This window comes from Halomonas sp. H2 (assembly GCF_050215315.1).
GTDB lineage: Bacteria > Pseudomonadota > Gammaproteobacteria > Pseudomonadales > Halomonadaceae > Vreelandella.
This window is the reverse complement of the sequence record NZ_CP189760.1, coordinates 778,115-794,561: the sequence shown is the minus strand read 5'-3', so window position 1 is coordinate 794,561 and position 16,447 is coordinate 778,115. Positions and strand designations below refer to the sequence as shown.

Annotated in this window: 15 protein-coding genes and 1 pseudogene; 9 read left to right on the top strand and 7 right to left on the bottom strand. The window is 55.5% G+C overall.

The genetic code is table 11. The annotated features are described in order from the left end of the window. Positions 1–78: 78 nt before the first annotated feature. Complete coding sequence (locus ACQE2I_RS03655; protein ID WP_427030137.1) at positions 79–1,149, bottom strand: RNA-guided endonuclease InsQ/TnpB family protein; 1,071 nt, start codon at positions 1,147–1,149, stop codon at positions 79–81. Between the two features lie 40 nt (positions 1,150–1,189). On the opposite strand from ACQE2I_RS03655, the gene tnpA reads away from it, so the two are divergent. Both tnpA and ACQE2I_RS03645 read left to right on the top strand, forming a co-directional pair. Then, positions 1,190–1,588, top strand: a complete 399-nt coding sequence (gene tnpA / locus ACQE2I_RS03650; protein ID WP_427030136.1) for an IS200/IS605 family transposase — start codon at positions 1,190–1,192, stop codon at positions 1,586–1,588. A gap of 158 nt (positions 1,589–1,746) precedes the next feature. Beyond that, the gene (locus tag ACQE2I_RS03645) at positions 1,747–2,913 is read left to right on the top strand and encodes an MFS transporter (protein WP_427030135.1); all 1,167 of its coding nucleotides are present in this window, start codon (positions 1,747–1,749) and stop codon (positions 2,911–2,913) included. A 39-nt stretch (positions 2,914–2,952) separates the two neighbouring features. Here ACQE2I_RS03645 and ACQE2I_RS03640 read toward each other — a convergent pair whose 3' ends face one another. From ACQE2I_RS03640 to ACQE2I_RS03625, 4 genes are all read right to left on the bottom strand, one after another. Further along, the gene (locus ACQE2I_RS03640; protein WP_427030134.1) at positions 2,953–3,258 is read right to left on the bottom strand and encodes a DUF2149 domain-containing protein; all 306 of its coding nucleotides are present in this window, start codon (positions 3,256–3,258) and stop codon (positions 2,953–2,955) included. Continuing rightward, entirely contained in the window at positions 3,242–3,763 is a 522-nt protein-coding gene (locus tag ACQE2I_RS03635; protein WP_427030133.1) for a MotA/TolQ/ExbB proton channel family protein, read from the bottom strand. Before ACQE2I_RS03635 ends, ACQE2I_RS03640 begins: the two co-directional genes overlap by 17 nt. 39 nt (positions 3,764–3,802) lie before the next feature. Continuing rightward, a complete protein-coding gene (cobN, locus tag ACQE2I_RS03630; protein WP_427030132.1) occupies positions 3,803–7,723 on the bottom strand; it encodes a cobaltochelatase subunit CobN in 3,921 nt (1,306 codons plus the stop codon). 80 nt (positions 7,724–7,803) lie between these two features. Continuing rightward, on the bottom strand, positions 7,804–9,783 hold the full coding sequence (locus ACQE2I_RS03625) for a TonB-dependent receptor domain-containing protein (RefSeq protein WP_427030131.1): 1,980 nt from the start codon (positions 9,781–9,783) through the stop codon (positions 7,804–7,806). A gap of 349 nt (positions 9,784–10,132) precedes the next feature. On the opposite strand from ACQE2I_RS03625, the gene ACQE2I_RS03620 reads away from it, so the two are divergent. Together ACQE2I_RS03620 and ACQE2I_RS03615 are read left to right on the top strand one after the other, a co-directional pair. After that, positions 10,133–10,600: a class I SAM-dependent methyltransferase gene (locus ACQE2I_RS03620; RefSeq protein WP_427030130.1), complete on the top strand. Its 468-nt coding sequence runs from the start codon at positions 10,133–10,135 to the stop codon at positions 10,598–10,600. 71 nt (positions 10,601–10,671) lie between these two features. After that, on the top strand, positions 10,672–10,833 hold the full coding sequence (locus ACQE2I_RS03615) for a hypothetical protein (RefSeq protein ID WP_427030129.1): 162 nt from the start codon (positions 10,672–10,674) through the stop codon (positions 10,831–10,833). Positions 10,834–10,849: 16 nt separating this feature from the next. Here the strand turns inward: ACQE2I_RS03615 and ACQE2I_RS03610 are convergent, their stop codons facing one another. After that, the gene (locus ACQE2I_RS03610; protein WP_427030128.1) at positions 10,850–11,746 is read right to left on the bottom strand and encodes an NAD(P)/FAD-dependent oxidoreductase; all 897 of its coding nucleotides are present in this window, start codon (positions 11,744–11,746) and stop codon (positions 10,850–10,852) included. A 148-nt stretch (positions 11,747–11,894) separates the two neighbouring features. Further along, on the bottom strand, positions 11,895–12,344 hold the full coding sequence (locus ACQE2I_RS03605; protein ID WP_035576985.1) for an Rrf2 family transcriptional regulator: 450 nt from the start codon (positions 12,342–12,344) through the stop codon (positions 11,895–11,897). Positions 12,345–12,600: 256 nt separating this feature from the next. On the opposite strand from ACQE2I_RS03605, the gene ACQE2I_RS03600 reads away from it, so the two are divergent. The 5 genes and pseudogenes from ACQE2I_RS03600 to ACQE2I_RS03580 all read left to right on the top strand — a co-directional run bounded on the left by ACQE2I_RS03600 (position 12,601) and on the right by ACQE2I_RS03580 (position 16,431). Then, on the top strand, positions 12,601–12,819 hold the full coding sequence (locus ACQE2I_RS03600) for a DUF1656 domain-containing protein (RefSeq protein ID WP_427030127.1): 219 nt from the start codon (positions 12,601–12,603) through the stop codon (positions 12,817–12,819). A 36-nt stretch (positions 12,820–12,855) separates the two neighbouring features. Beyond that, positions 12,856–13,728: an efflux RND transporter periplasmic adaptor subunit gene (locus tag ACQE2I_RS03595; RefSeq protein WP_427030126.1), complete on the top strand. Its 873-nt coding sequence runs from the start codon at positions 12,856–12,858 to the stop codon at positions 13,726–13,728. 3 nt (positions 13,729–13,731) lie between these two features. Then, a complete protein-coding gene (locus ACQE2I_RS03590) occupies positions 13,732–15,819 on the top strand; it encodes an FUSC family protein (protein ID WP_427030125.1) in 2,088 nt (695 codons plus the stop codon). A 10-nt stretch (positions 15,820–15,829) separates the two neighbouring features. Continuing rightward, positions 15,830–16,081 (top strand): annotated as a pseudogene (locus ACQE2I_RS03585) (PQQ-dependent sugar dehydrogenase); the annotation flags it as partial. 53 nt (positions 16,082–16,134) lie between these two features. After that, positions 16,135–16,431: a DUF1330 domain-containing protein gene (locus ACQE2I_RS03580; protein ID WP_427030124.1), complete on the top strand. Its 297-nt coding sequence runs from the start codon at positions 16,135–16,137 to the stop codon at positions 16,429–16,431. The last annotated feature ends 16 nt before the right edge of the window (positions 16,432–16,447 follow it).

Genomic DNA, 16,447 nt, shown 5'->3' with positions numbered 1-16,447 from the left:
ACTTAGCGCTTTTAATAACTTAGCACTTTTAGTAATAGCATAAACAGTTGACATCCACCGTCCACTAAATCAGAGATTTTAGTGGCGGATTCCCACAACTGGACGGCCATGCCCGACCGCGAGAATGTTCTTGGCCGCGTTAATGTCGCGGTCTCCGTGCGTGACACCACACGCACAGCAAGTCCACCCCCTAATTCCAAGCCCTGCGATACCTCTCGGCCTCGAATCAGGCAATGCGCCACAATTCGAGCAGGTTTGGGTGGTGTACGACTCGTTCACTTCCTTGAAAACAATGCCTGCGTGAGCGCATTTATAATCCAACATTGTTTTCAGCATGTACCAGCCAGCGTCCAGCACTGACTTGGCCATGTTGGTTTTAGCTAACGAGGACGATTTCACGTTGCCTACATAGATTTCGCCGGAGCGGTTAACCAGCGCTCGGCTGAATTTGTGCAAGGCATCTTTACGCCGATTCGCAATCTTGGCGTGAATGGTTTTTACCCGTTTTTTCTTACGAGCGCGCTGTGCAATAGCGAGCTTTTCCTGCTGATCCCGGTAAAATCGCCCCGCCTCTAACTTAGTGCCATCAGAGCAGGTAGCGGTATCTTTTAGCCCCAGGTCGATACCTATTTTATCTTGGCCTGTGGGTATGACTGGCTCACATTCAACCACCACATTGAAGTACCAACGTCCTCGGCTATCTTCATTGAAACTACCGGCCCGAAACGTGTATTGACTCAGGCCATAGCTATCCCAGACCTTGAAATATTGCTTGTTGTGGTACACACAGCCATGTTTGAAACTGATGCAGTCTTTGCGAACCGGTATCCAGCCCAAGGAGCGCCGCACGCCCCCGGATTTGCGCCAATTCAAGCGGTTCTTCTTGAATTGCTTTCGGCGCAGGGCGTATTCGTGCCCTACCATCTGCACTGTGGCTGAGTTCAATCCTAATTCTTTGCCAGCGCCCTTCGTATAGTTCTGCAAGTCGTAACCGGAGAGCCATGTTTGGCGTTCCGAGATTGAACGAAAGCTGAGTTCATTACAGTAATTCCACACCTGATTGATGGCCCACGCCCATTCGTTCAGCACTTTGGAATGCTTATCGCGGACGCGGACTTTAAGGGTTTTGGTATGGCGGTTCGATTTCATGTCTGGTACGTTAGCGTTATATTAATTTGGTGTCAATTAGATGAAGTCACACTACCACTGCGTTTACGATATGAAATTCCACTTGGTGTTAGTGACAAAGTATCGACGTAAATGTTTTACCGCCGAGATACTGGACAGGCTTGAAGCCATTGCCAGGGAGCTTTGTTTGAAGTGGGAGGTCGAGGTTTTGGAATTTGGTGGCGAAGCCGATCACGTTCACTTACTGCTTGGCCTTAACCCCACGATCCAGCCGTCTAAGCTAGTCAATAGCTTGAAAACGGTGACCAGCAGGCGGCTTCGGGCCGAATTCACCGAGCATTTGGCGCATTTTTATTGGAAACCGGTGCTCTGGAGTCGGGCCTACTGTTTGCTGACGGCTGGTGGTGCGCCTATTGAGGTACTGCGCGACTACATCGAGAATCAAGACCGGCCAACGTGACGTTGGCCGCGCTATCCATCGCCACCCAAACCAAGGCTATGGGTGGAGAATTCCGCGCTTATCGTTAAATTGTACCCCTCTTAAAGCCTCTCCAGAATAGCCCTTCGCTGGCAGAACGCCCGGTGATTTTTCGATCCTTAATTAACATGGAGAGCGTGATGGCTGACCAATCTCGTCTATCGGTATATCTAGTGGCACTGGGTGCGTTTGCGCTTGGGATGGCCTCTTATGTGACTGCAGGGCTAATTCCACTCATCGAAGATGCCTTTAGTGTCTCTGCTGCCACGGCTGCTCAGTTAGTCACGGCATTTACCTTAGCCTATGGCTTAGGCTCGCCTGTCGTTGTTGCCCTTCTGCCCGGTCATCATCAACGCGTGGGCTTACTACTGGCGCTAGCCGTGTTTATTGTGGCCAATATCGCCAGCGCCCTGGCCACCAGTTTTATATCCCTCGCCATATGGCGGGCGGTCGCTGGCGTTGGCGCAGGGGTTTATCTTGCGATGGGAATTGCAGCTTCTGCTGCCATTACGCCCGAAGTAAATCGAGGTAAAGCCATTGCGATTATTATGGGCGGCATGGCGAGTGGCACTGTATTGGGTGTACCGATCAGTCTATTGCTGGCGGAACGTTTAGGCTGGGAATCAGCGATGTGGCTTATTTCAGTACTCGGCATCATCGCCTATGCTGGGCTTCACGCCAAGCTGCCTGCACTCCCCTCCATACCGTCACTGCCGCTTGCCCGCAAACTGGCTATTTTGAAAGCCCCGCATGCCATGGCCATTCTGGCGGTTTCCTTATTGGGCGCCGTTGCCAGTTTGGGTATGTATACCTTTATCGCCCCTTTTATGGCGGCTACTGAGTCGGGTTCCGTTCAATCCATTGCAGGGTATTTGTGGGTTTGGGGGATTGGAGGTGTCGTGGGCAGCTTTTTGATTGGCCCTCTCGTAGACAAATTTAACGGCCCTGTGATTACCTTGGCGATTACGCTACTGCTCTCTATGGCACTTATCTCACTGCCCTTTTCAGCATCGATTCACCCACTGCTGACATTACTGCCTATTGCGCTTTGGGGAGCCGTGGGCTGGGCGTTGCAAGTACCGCAAAATAATGAGCTTGTGCGCACTCGCCAGGCTCATGGCGATGGTAACTTGGCAGTCGCGCTTAACGAATCAGCACTCTACTTAGGCAGTGCCATTGGTGCGGCGAGTGGGGGGATTATGCTTGCTCTCAACCTTCCCGTTGCATCACTAGCGTTTGGCGCGGGGGCTATTGCAGCAATAGGTGCCGCAACACAGCTAATCATCGTGGCTCGCCATAAGCGTTAATTCTAACAACGCAGAGATGGGCGAGTGGCTTGTGGCATATTAATCTTCTGGCACATAGATCATTCGTCCATCATCCATGCGGTAGGTTACACCTGCGCGCGCGCCCTGCCCCTGGCCAACTTCTCCGCTGGATTCGTAGCGTGTCAGTTCCTGACCCTCTTTGATGGTGATACGCATATCCGCTTCACCGGGATTTTCGACCACCACCACCCGCTCCTGAGAGAATGGGTTGAGCGGGTTCTGGGCGATCACGATCATCAAAACACCAATAATCACTAAAAAAAGATCGATCAAATTGACCACGGAGAGCATGGGGTCGTTATCTTCCTCATCCAGAAAGCGCATCAGAACTGCCCTCCGGTTGTTCGCGCTGGCGCTCCAGCAAGCGGAGATCCTGTAGTAACCAGCGCCGCCGCACCGTCAGAATGAAAAAGCAGATACTGGCGGCCAATAGCGCCAGGATAACCGCTGAGAAAGCAGCTACCATATTGGCTCCCACCGCCGCCGCATCGTTATCACCCAACGCTAACAGGGCTGGCCCCATGGGGATCATGGTCGCGATTAATCCCAGCATGGGAGCGGTACGCGACACAATACGCAGCCACTCCAACCGGTGCATGATCCATAGCTCCAGGTCATCGCTTGCCAGGAGTGAAGCGCCTCCTTGCTGGGCGTAATAAAAGAGCGCTCGCGGCCGCGTGCTCCAGCGCCGTTGCAGGGACTCAACGGCAAAGGCTCCCAACATTACCAATGCATAAACCAGCGCCGCCATAATCAGCAGCCAAACAGGCCATAAGAAAACGCGCGAAGCGTCGTAGAGCAGGGTTTCCATCTCATTCAATACGGGCATTTCACTCTCTCGCTGAGTACGTTCAATCTTCGTTCGCTGTCAGTAGCGCCGACGGCACGCCTGCACTGCACCACCGCTGGCTATCAACACAAGCATCAATAAAATGGCCCATCGTAAGTGATCATCATCGCGGTGTGTGTTGGCCTCTACGGCTTCAAGCACTTGCCCTTCCACGCTCTGCATAACGGGTTGGCTCTCTGAGCTCTGTGTCATATCGGCATCAGAGGTAGCCTGCGTAGGTGAAGGAGCGCTCATATCCAAGCCAAATCCTTGAACCAAATCGGCAATGAACGCGCGACTGATTGCGGCACCGGTGTCTACCTCGAACTGTTCTTCCAGGGTTTGCCAACGCTGAGCCAGCTCCCGTTGAGTCTGCTCAGAGGCATCCCAGTATCCCTTGCGAATAGCTTCGGCCATGCGTTCCAGGATTTGCGCCTGAGCCGTCGGGTTGTGTGTTTCAAACCACTCCTGGGTGCCCAGGTCGCGTGTGTCATTCACATAGGTATCAAACAGGGCCTGCCATTGGTCATCGCGCACCGTGGAGGCATCCATCGCCTGCCAGCCAAATAGATTATTAGTGACATTGAGCACTTCCAGCGTGCCTGCATAGCCTTCTGTCTGCATGGTTTCTATCCACTGTGGGTTTAGATAGCGCGTGCGCAATTCGTCAGCCAGAAAGCGCGCCAGTCCCGTCGTTTTGATATGGCTGCGCAGGTCTGAGACCAAGAGCTGTGGCGCCTGCCCATCCAGATGCCGCACAGCTGCCGACAAGCCCCCTAAGAATTCAAAGGAGTGATCCGTGGATAACACGCCGTGGAGGTTTGAAGAGCGCGACATAACCGCGGCCTGTGTCCCGCGCAGTTGTTCAGCCAACAGGTTGACCTGCCCAGCTGCCTCGCCCCAGTGCTGGCTTCCATAGGTGTAGCGACTGCTGGCAAGAAACTGCTCTGCCAACACTACGTCGTCATCCCATTCGGTTGAGCGCATAGCCAGTTCGGTAACACCAGTGCCATACGCCCCTGGGGCACTACTGAAGAGCCGATGCTGCGCCATGGCGTGCGCGTCATCGGCTGGCACGCCCTGCTGTTCAAGCTCGGCGGCGATACGTTGGTTATTGGCTGCAATCAGGTTCTGTGGCTCATCAAGTTGGGCAAGCCGTACCATCGCATCGTCGAGCAGCCGCATAAAGCTGTCGAACTGGTCACGATAAACGCCCGTCACCTGAACCACGACATCCGTTCGAGGGCGCCCCAACTCGTCGGCTGGCACGATCTCCAATGAGACGACTCGCCCACCCTCGTCCCACACCGGCCGCAGCCCTAACGCATGGAGTACCTGCGCTTCCGTTACCCCTAGATGCCGAATAGCTTCGGAAGACCACAAACTAAATGCGAGTTTTTGCGGCCATGCCCCTGCGTGCTCATCGCGAAATGCCTGAACCAGTTGCTCATAAGCCTCGGCCCCGGATTCAAACGCAGCACGTGTTGGCAGCTTATCGGCCTCAAATGCGTACAGGTTGCGGCCACTCATCACCTCGGGGTTGCGAATAGGATCACCGCCGGCCCCTGGTGGCACAAAGCGACCCGCTAATCCAGTCAAGAGTGCTTCATTCTCCTGGGTATCCAGCAAGCGCTGATTCAGCTCACGAGCACGGGGGGCAAAGTCGGTGAGACTATCCGGCAACGCTTCGTCATCGGATGAGAGCATTTGTCGTACCGCCTGGTGAGCGGGGTTTTCAGACAAATCATCACCATCCTCCGCAAACAGCTCCTCCACATCAATATCCAGCGCGGTATAAAAAGGCTCCCCCAACTGCTGCATAACGGTACTAATACGATGATCAATATTCGCTGGCTGTCCAAAGGTATGTAGGCCCAGCGGCATAGCCACCCGCGCCAATTCATGCAGGTGGTCATGCAACTCCGCCAGAAAATCCTCGAATGCCATATCGATCTGCTCATGTGACCACCCCAGGTCGTCGTGCAGATTGGCTTCGATCGCCACAGCGGCAATTTGCTCTGTCACCCGTTCACGAACATTGCCTTCATCAAGTTGCTCATACTCATGTATCAGCTGATGTAAATCACGCAACTGATCGTAAAGGCCTGCAGGTGCAAAGGGGGGCGTTTGATGGCTGATGGTGACCGCACGACCTCTCCGTTTGGCCTGGATCGCCTCGCCAACATTGTCCTGAATATAGGGGTAGAACACCGGTAAACTGCCAAGCGCCAGCCATGGGTAGTCACTTGCCGCCAACCCTCGGTCTTTGCCGGGAAGCCACTCCTGGGTGCCATGGGTACCCAGGTGAATCAATGCATGGGCATCGTAATAGTGCTGAAGATAGAGATAAGCAGCCATATAGTGGTGGTCAGGCGGCATAGCGGTGTCGTGATAGCCACCATGAACAGCGGCATGACGCGGTAACTGGGGCATGATGACCAAGTTGCCTAACTGCCAGCGGGGAATAACAAAGTAGCGCTGACCATTGATCTCCCGTAGCGCATGATGGCGCTCAGGCGCGCCGCCCATATGGCGTAGCTCACGTTGATGTTGACGGGGTAGTGCCTCCAGCCAGCGCTCATACTCGGCCAACGGGAACACATCAGCCAGTCCCTCTTCAAGCAGGGTATCCAGGTGATCGCTGCTATATAACGCCTTCAGCATACGCTGGCTGGTGTCGATGATCTGTTGCTCTTCAAGCGCATCCCCTACTGCATATCCCTGTTCAGCAAGGGCTTGATGGAGCGAGCGTAGGCTACGTGGAATATTGAGGTGCGAGGCCCCCAGGTTCTTTTCCCCCGCCGGATAGTTCCAGAACATCAGCGCCAAGCGTTTCTCCGCAGCAGGCGTATGCCGCAACAACACCAAACTGCGCAGCTTCTCGATGAGAGCATCAGCCTGCTCAGGCAAGAGTACTTCCCGGCCTTGAGACGTAGCAGAGAGCACCAGTGGATCGCTGATCCCCCATCCTTCCGGCCCCGCCAGAAATACCGCTGTGGTGCGTGGCGCAACACCGCTAGGCGCATCAAGCCATTCGCTTGCATCGCCTTCACGAAAGCGCAGTGTTTGGATAACGGGAATATCCAGCGCGAGGAAGTCACGGCTACGGGCCGCACCATCCTGCATATGCGACAAGTTGACCAACACATCAACCTCGGCCTCCTCAAGTGCACCTACCAGCCCCTCTGGCGCTGCGTTATCCAGCCAGAAGACGATGGGCGTCAACCCCGCTGCCTCGGTATGCTCAATCAGCTCGTCGATCTCATCGGTCACCATGCTGGTGATCATGCCTTGGTAAACGAGAAAGGCTACGCGCCCGATGGGTCCGGGTTCAGCATCGTTACCATCAGCCCACACATTTTTAGCATGCCAGGCAAGATAGGACGCAACCTCCTCAAAGGGGTGCGGCGCACTGGGATGATAAAAGCCCGTAGCGGGTAGCTGCTGCGGTGGCTCAAGTAGTTCATCCGGGGGCGTTTCCGTCTCTAGTACAGTGCGAGTTAATGCAAAAAAACGTCGGAAGTTATCTTCGCCACCGCTAGCGTAAAGCGCGGCCAGAGCACTGCCATGCTCTGGCGCAAGACCTACCCATTGCGGGCGGCCTCCCCCCACGGTCAACATAGGAGCATTCACGTCTACCGACAGCGACTCTACATGCTGCTCGACCATTACCCGGTCATTGGGACGCGGCCCATCAAGCACAATTAACGCTGCCTCATTGAGTGCACCGAGTAGCGACTCGGGCGAGGCATCTTCAACACTCAAATGGCGTATCACTACGCGTTCCCCTTCGGCAAGGGGGGCAAGACGTTGAAATTTCTCTGCAGTGACAAAGCTGTTATGTAGCACCAGTACAATAGGCTGTGAAGGGCCATCATCGGCCCAAGCAGAGCAAGCACCTGTTAAGACCAACAAACAGCTGAGCGATACCCAGCGTTTCAGCACCCAACGTTTCAGCACCCAACCCTGCAATAATCGCCCTATGTTCAGCCACTCTCGACACACTGCTCTACGAATTTCTCTGCACATTTCTCTGCGCATCAGAACCGCACCGTTACACCAGCAAAGTAACGCCGACCTTCATCTGCCCGGCCATAGACGCTGGCATCGTCATTGGCCAAGCGCTCATCACCGATGTTTTCGACCCCTGCTTGTAGGCTAACGTTAGCGCTTACACCGTAATCGGCATACCAGTTCCACAACGTATATCCAGGGCGCTCATCCTCTCCTGCGGAGCGGTATTGAGACCCGATATATTCCGTTTGCATCCGTGTCGTGAAGCTGTGTGTCGGCGACCAAATCAGTGACGCATTGGCACGGTGGCGGGAGCGATCAGGCAAACGCTCGTCGATTGTCCGATCCTGGGCATCCAGATAGGTATAATTCGCTTCGGCACGCCACTGGGTGGTGATATCGACACCCGTGGTTAATTCCACCCCCTGAAGGCGTGCCCTGGCCACGTTCTCGTACTCCAGGCAAACGCGACCCGGCTCGTTACAGGTCGGCTGGCGAACGGTTTCAATCAAGTTGCGAACATCATTATGGAAAACAGTGGCGCCAGCCGACCAGCGGCCGGGGGCATAAGTTACCCCCAGCTCATAGGACTGATTGGTTTCCGGCTCCAGACTAGGGTTACCGCGAATGATGCCGCGCCCCCCCATGGCCGCACGCGACTCAAACTCGGGTGATAATTGTTTGAGGGTTGGCGCTTTAAAGCCACGCCCCGCTCCCGCTCGGAAGGTCAGCTCATCACTAGGGTGGTAGAGAAAATAGGCACGGGGACTAAACTCCCAACCAAACTCTTCATGGTTATCAAAGCGGCTCCCCAGCACCATTTCCCACTGCTCGTTGAGGTAAATTTCATCTTGGCCGAACAGCGCAAAATGCGACTGTGATGCCTTTCCACGATTGTTGATATTGGGGTCTTCTAAGCTTTCGCGCCTGGCCTCTGCTCCTAACGTCAGCGCATGATAATCACCCGCCTGAAAGTCGACCTGTCCATCGAAAACAGTATCAACAAAACGATTAGGGCTCGTTGTGTCATTGCCATCACTACGCCAAGCGTCACGATCCAGGGTGCTGCGATAAAGCCTGACCTGGCTGTTCCCCCACTCCCAATCACCGTAGTGAGCGGCAGAGTAACGCCGCCGCTGAACATGGTTATCGGATTGATAGCGGCTACCCTGAGTGCCTCCCCTGACACCCTCCAGTGTTTCATTGCCTGCATCAACAGCAACGTCTATGCGCTGCAGTGCATCAGGTGTCCAGGTAAGCCCTACGTGGCCTGAGGTGGCACGCTGATCATCCAGCGCGGTAAGATCGTTATTGTTGGCATCGCGTAGCGCGTCCCGCTGGCGGTACTCACCCCATGCATTAATACCTAGCGTGCCAGGAATCACCGGGCCACCCACATAAAAACCACTTTTATGTCCGTCGCCATCCAATCCGTGATCATTGATCAGCGCGTAGCTGCTAACCGACCCTTGCCACTCATCCGTGGCAGAACGGGTAATAATATTGACAACCCCACCCAAGGCTTCTGAGCCATACAGCGATGACATCGGCCCACGGACGATTTCAACTCGCTCAATGGCCTCGGCTGGCACCCAGCCAAGCTCAAAATCGGAATGGGCAATGGCGGATGAAGAGGAGTTGATGCGCTGCCCATCGACAAGCACCAGGGTGTGCTCGGAGCTCATACCACGAATCGAAATACCACGACGCCCCAAACCAACACTATCCAGATCAACACCCACACTGTCCCTAACAGCATCGGCCAGATCATTAATGGGGCGACGACGTAGCTCCTCCCCTTCCACCACGGTGACACTGGCCGGTGCATCGGTAATATCGCGCTCAGCAGCTGTTGCGGTGACAACGATTTGCGGCAACGCTCCGTTCAGAGATGAGCGCTCTCGCTCAATCACTTCCGTTCGATCTCCTATCGACTGAGCCCAACTGGCACTCACCGGCATCAATGCCAATAGGCAGGTAATCGCGATATCACGCTTTTTGTTCATCGTTCTCTTATCTCGATTGCTGGGTTTGAGTGGACTAGTGGAGTATTTTGTCAAACATTATGTAATAACATAACCAAAATAACAAAGAAATCTATTGCGCCCACAGCAAGCCTCGCAGCGTTACCTCGTCATTAACTTACTCGTTCTAGACGTTACCGCCTCCCGTTGGCTCGACGCCAGCTGAAGGTGGTCGCAGGCTGTGAGCGAGCTGTGCCTATCACTCGCCAGCCCCGATATCATTGACATTAGCACATACCCACCCTCGACTATTCCTCATCGCCTATTTCTCTCTGGAAGAGCATCCGCTATCATGTATCTTTTATAGTTACATAAAGGTGTTCGAAGAACTATGGAACGCAAAGCGCTAGAAGCCATTTTTGATCAGCAAGTCGCCACTTACGATCAGCAGTGGAACAAGCTCGCACCGGTCAAGGATGCAATGCACCTACTTATTGGCGCGGTGTTTTCTGCCCTCCCCAATGACGCACGCATACTCTGTATCGGGGCGGGAACAGGTGCAGAGATCCTCTACCTCTCCCAGCGTTTTACCGGACATCGCTTCACCATTGTGGAGCCATCTGTTGCCATGCTGGACGTATGCCGTCGCCAAGCAGAAGAACACGGAATCACATCCCGCTGTGAGTTTCACCATGGCTACCTAGACTCATTAGCGCCTTCGGTACCTTTTGATGCAGCGACTTCGCTTCTGGTCTCCCAGTTTATTCTTGAGCCGGAAAACCGCTCGGCATTTTTTCGTGCCATCGCCAAACGGCTACGGCCGGGTATCTGGCTAGCGCCGATTTGGCCTCAGACATAGAATCTCCGGCCTATCACTGCCTGTTGGATACATGGGCCAGGATGCTCAGCGCGGGAGAGGTGCCCGCTGATATGGTAGAGCGATTTCGGGCTATGTATGGCCGCGATGTAGCGGTCACGCCTCCCGAACGCATTAGTGCACTCATTGAATCGGGAGGATTTAATACACCGGTGCCTTTTTACCAGGCTGGGCTGGTTCATGCTTGGTATGCTACCCGTGTAAAGGATGTGTAGCGGATAGCTTCACAGCTTAACACCCAAACATCAGCGACCGGTGTGTAGAAAGCCCGGCCATGGCGCCATCGGCCACGGCAAAGGTGACCGACCCTGCGGCGCGGGCCACATCACCGCAGGCGAAAATACCGGGGATTGAAGTGGCCTGCATTACATCGGTTTTAACAATGCAGCCCATGGGAGACTCCTCTAATTCACATCCCACTTGCGCGATCAGTGGAGTAAGGTGAATGCGCGGCGCGACGAATAAGCCCACCAGCGGAAACACCCGACCATCCTGCATTACCAGCTTAACACCAGCCTCCGCTTGCGACACAAGGCATGCTGCCGCGCCATATTCGATATGGGTACCGCGCGCCTTAAGCTGAGCCAGTTGTTCGGCACTGGGTTCAAAGGCATCGTTAAGAAACAGCGTGGTTGCGCCCCAGTCGGGCAGCATCAAACCATGGTGCATCGCGAGCTCTGAGGTTGCCAGCACACCGATACCCTCTTTGCCCAGCTCATAGCCATGGCAATACGGGCAGTGGAAAACGCGTTTGCCCCATAGCTCGGCGAGCCCCGGTAAGCCTGGAAGTTCGTCGGTAACACCCGCAGCCAGAATAATGCGCCGTGCTTGATAGGTGCTGCCATCGGCCAGCGCCACCAAGAAATTATCAGCCGCCCCCATTACCGCTTCCACCCGCCCCATACGCCACTCAACCGTTGGGTACTCCATCAGTTGGCTACGGGCCTCTGCTGCTATCTCTGCAGGTGGCGCACCATCCTGGGTTAAAAAACCATGGGAGTGAGACGCAAAACGGTTGCGGGGTTGTCCCGCATCTATCAGTAATATTTTCCGTCTTGCTCGGGCCAGCTGTAGCCCTGCCGCCATGCCTGCGTAGCTGCCACCGATAATCACTGCATCAAAACTCATTGCCCTTCCTCTGTGTGCACCCAGCCTTTTAAGTCCATGGTGAATAAACTCATTTCATGTATCTTTCATTGATACATTAAAAAGCGCACAGAGGTCAATGCCAATGTTGAGAATGCCGATTAACGTTAATCGGATAGGTGTTGAAGTATTAAGGCGTCGGCAGTTGGTAGCCTTTGCGCGTCGCAATATCGTCAAACTGAGTGGCCAATTCCGCCAGCGTGATCGCCCCCAAGCGGGCGATCAGTAACGCTTCCGCTTCTCGCATGGCATCAAAAAGCGCCGCATTAACCACCTGCTCTACCGCGCAGTCCGGGTTATCACGGTCGGTGCCGATGGCGAAAATGCGTGGCCCTCCTACGGCGTTGTGTATATCCAGCAGCGTTACGCTGTGCAAATCACAGGCGATGCGCCAGCCACCGTTGTGACCCTTTTCAGACTTTACATAGCCTGCCTTACGAAGGCCCGCCATAGTGCGCCGCACCACGGCAGCATTGGTGCCCAGCATGGCACCAATCTGCTCTGAAGTAATCGGTTGGGATTCCCGCGCGATGTGCAGTAGCACATGCAGCATACGAGAGAGGCGGCTATCTGTTCTCACGGGCAACAGTCAACTATTCAGAGGATAAACAAAGGAAAACAACGAAGCTGCACTTTAACACACCCGCGAGCGGGGCTGGGAATGAACCCCACCGCACACGAACCTACACCTCGTTCGCCGTTATAAGGCAAACTATGCTCTCGCTCTCTATACTGGTGCTGAGTCACTTTCACTGGCAGGGGATAAATGTCTGGCACGTCATCAGCCCCATTTAGCGCCTCCCATTTTCGTTACTTCCAGGCCACTTAAGGATGTTATGGGTCTTCAAGAAATCGCCGTTGGTGGCATCTACCTCAGCCCGCTGTTGATCTACGCACTGATTGGTTTTATCGCCACGCTGGTGACACGTTCACTGCTGCACTGGGTGGCCGGCGAGTACGCGCTCTGGCATGAGGCATGGTTCGACATCTCGCTGTTTGTCATTTTCACAGCAGCCACTACCTTCCTGTTTACTGTGTTCCTCCCAAGTCCTTGAGATAGCCCTTGAGATAGCCCTTTGAGAGAATCGCTGATGCGCCCTTCGCTTCGTATTTTGCTCACCTTGATCATCGTCGCCATTGCCATCGCCGCCGGTGCATGGCTGTGGCGCTACTACCTTTACACCCCCTGGACCCGCGACGCTCGGGTTCACGCCGAAGTCGTCACTATTGCCCCCGATGTCTCAGGCTGGGTTCGCACGCTTGAAGTGGCCGACACCGACTATGTTGCCCAGGGCGATACGCTGTTTGCGATCGACGACACGCGCTACCAAGCGGTGGTCGACAGCGCCCAGGCCACGGTTGAGCACCGCCAGGCAACGTTAGAACTAAATCGTGCCGAAGAGAGCCGCCGTAACCAGTTGAGCAACAGCCGTGCGATTAGCGCGGAAAACCAACAGATTGCCCAGATTAACTCGCGCATTGCCGCCGCCGATTTACAACAGTCTCAGGCGGAGCTAGCCAGCGCCCAGCTAGACCTTGTGCGCACGCAAATAACCGCACCCGTTAGCGGCCATGTGCTTAATGTGCAGCTAGCCGAAGGTAATTACGTTAATCGCGGTTCGCCGGTGATGGCGGTGATCGCCGACAACTCCTACTACGTGGTGGGCTACTTTGAAGAGACCAAAATGAGCGCCATCGAGGTGGGCGACTCGGTGGACGTAGTTTTGATGAACGGCGACACCCACCTGGATGGCCGTGTGGCAGGTATTGGCCGAGGCATTGCCGACAGCAATACAAGCCTTAACCAGCAATTACTGCCCCAGGTAGCGCCCACCTTTAACTGGGTGCGATTAGCGCAGCGCATCCCAGTGCGTATTTCTCTCGATGAGGTTCCTGACGAAACGCTGCTAAGCGTCGGCATGACAGCGACCGTGCGTGTTCGCCCAGCCGAGCAACCTGAGTAACCTATGTCGCCGCTTGTTAGCACCTATTTAATGCCCAATTCCACGGCAGTCAAATTTGCCATCAAAACCACCCTGGCGATGATGCTCGCCCTCTATGTTGCGCTCTGGTTTGACGTTGAACGCCCCTATTGGGCGCTGATGTCAGCGGCCTTTCTACAGATTCGCCCAATGAGCGGTATGGTGGTCGAGAAAGGCATTTGCCAGCTTATCGGCACCTTTATTGGCGCCGTGGCGGGCATCGCGGTTATGGCACTGTTCGCCCAGGCCCGCGTTCCCGCGCTCATCGTGCTAACCGGTTGGATTATGCTGTGCACCTATGTGGGTTCGTTGTGGCGTAATAACTACACCTACGGCTGTCTGATGGCGGCGGTGACCGCGATGCTGATTGTGGTGATTTCCAGCGGCAGCACGCCCGCCGGTATTTTCGATATCGCCGTGGCGCGCCTGACTGAACTGGGGCTTGGCGCACTATGTGCCATGCTGGTTAGTTCGCTGCTGTGGCCAACCCATGTAGGAACTCACCTGGCGACTCAGGCCGACAGCGTGATTAACGAGGCTTTCGAACACGCCGCCCTGCGCTTGGAAGCCAGCGACGACATCCCTGCGATGCAGAAAGCCCTGCGCGATAGCCTTGGGCCATTAACGCTGCTGGAAACTGATAGCCAGGCCGCCCGTTTTGAAGGCCCGGCAGGCCCTGGCCGAGTGCGTGCCACCCACGTATTAACGCGCCGCACGCTGCGCTTTTTCGCCAACCTTCAGGCGCTTCATCAACTGATGCACGACCACGCCGACCGACTCTCCCCGCACAGCATCGAGCTCGCGGGTCAGGTCGCCCAAGGCTTTCGCGATGCTGAACACGTTAAAGGCGTAGTTGAGGCTAGAAAAGCCCTTCAGGCGTTACGCCATAAGGTTCACGAAAGCGAGGATGAGAGCCGCTTAGCCCCGCTCGACCGACGCCTGCGCCTGGGACTCCGCGAATCCATCGGTCACGCCATGATAATGCTCGACGCCCGCGAGGCGATTGCCTCGCCAGCTAGCCATCAATTGCGCTCGTCGCCGCTGGCCTGGCACCGTGACCACCTTGCCGCCAGCATCAACGCTATACGCTCAGGGCTGGTGTTCTCGCTACTGGCCACCTTCTGGATTGCCACCGCCTGGCAGAGCGCGATGATTGCGATGATGCTCGGCACGCTGTTTTCCGCCTTCTTCGCCAGTCGTGATAATCCGATAGCGGTTACGATGATGTTCTACAAAGGCATGCTGGCAGCGATTCCTAGCGCCTTTCTGTTCGGCCATGTGCTGCTTTCCCAGGCCAATGGCTTTCCGATGCTGGCGTTACTGTTTGGCACCCCGCTGTTTTTAGGTCTATTGGGCGCCACCAACCCGGCCACGATGGGTTACTGTCTGGCATTTACGATTTTCAATATTCTGCTGACCATGCCCGGCAACGGCATGGATTTCTCGTTTGATAGTTTCGCCAACCGGGTGGTGGCCGTAGTGATTGGGCTAAGCTGCGTAGTGATGGGCTTTCGTCTGCTGCCAGGGCTAGGCACGCGCCTTAGACGGCGGCGACTGATCAACGCCATTTCGACGGACATTCATGAGCTAACGCGGCGCTCGATTCGCGATGCCGAAACCCGCTTCAGCGGCCATATGGCGGATCGGATTATGCAACTGGCCCAGCACGACGATATGCTGCCTGAGAATCAGCGCCACCTGTTTATTCTTGGTCTCACCGGGCTAGACGTAGGCACCGCCACGCTGCGCCTGCGCGACCGCCTGGATAACGCCTCACATACCAATATCCGCGTGGCGCATCAACACCTGCTACGCACGCTAGCCCACGGGTTTGAAGAGAGCGCCAACGGGCGCCAGCCACAAGGTATTCGTGAAGCAGGTAAGCAGCTGGAAGCGGCAGTCGACCACTACGGCAACGTGCCCGCCGACCGTCGCGTATTGCTCCAAGGCTTGATTGAGCGACTCGAACTAGCCTTGGAGCGCCTCGGGAGCATTATGGCGGAACAGCCGGCGCGCCGCCCTCTCGCCACCACCCGCTCACCCATTAGTGCTTCTATGCCCGCCGATCAATGATAGGCGCATGCTGCGCAATCCAACGGCGCTGACCATTCACCCAGAGACAGACCAGCTGTGGACAGTGGTTAACGAACGCGATGAGCTTGGTCCTGACCTAGTGCCCGACTACCTCACCTCGGTTGAGGAAGGCGGTTTCTACGGCTGGCCCTATAGCTATTGGGGGCAGAATGTCGATTCGCGGGTTCAGCCGCAAGACCCCGACAAAGTGGAATCCGCGATTGCGCCCGATTACAGCCTGGGCTCCCACGTGGCTCCGCTGATGGCAGTGATATGCTCTAGCTGATTTTTTAACGATTACATCAGGAGAATTTAATGCCCGCTTATGTCGTACTGACCCGCGAACACACCCACGACACCCAGGAGATGGAGCGCTACGGCGAGAAAGCGAAAGCCGCTCGCGAAGGCCACGACCCGCAACCGCTCGCTTTTTACGGTGACTTTGAAGTACTCGAAGGCAGCGCCATGGAAGGTGCGGTCATCCTGCGCTTCCCCGATATGGCCGCCGCCCGCGCCTGGTATGAAAGCCCGGCCTACCAAGAAGCCCGCAAGCACCGCTTCCAAGGTGCCGACTACCGCGTGTTTATCGTTGATGGGATTGAAGAAGCTTAAAATGCAAACCCCCGTC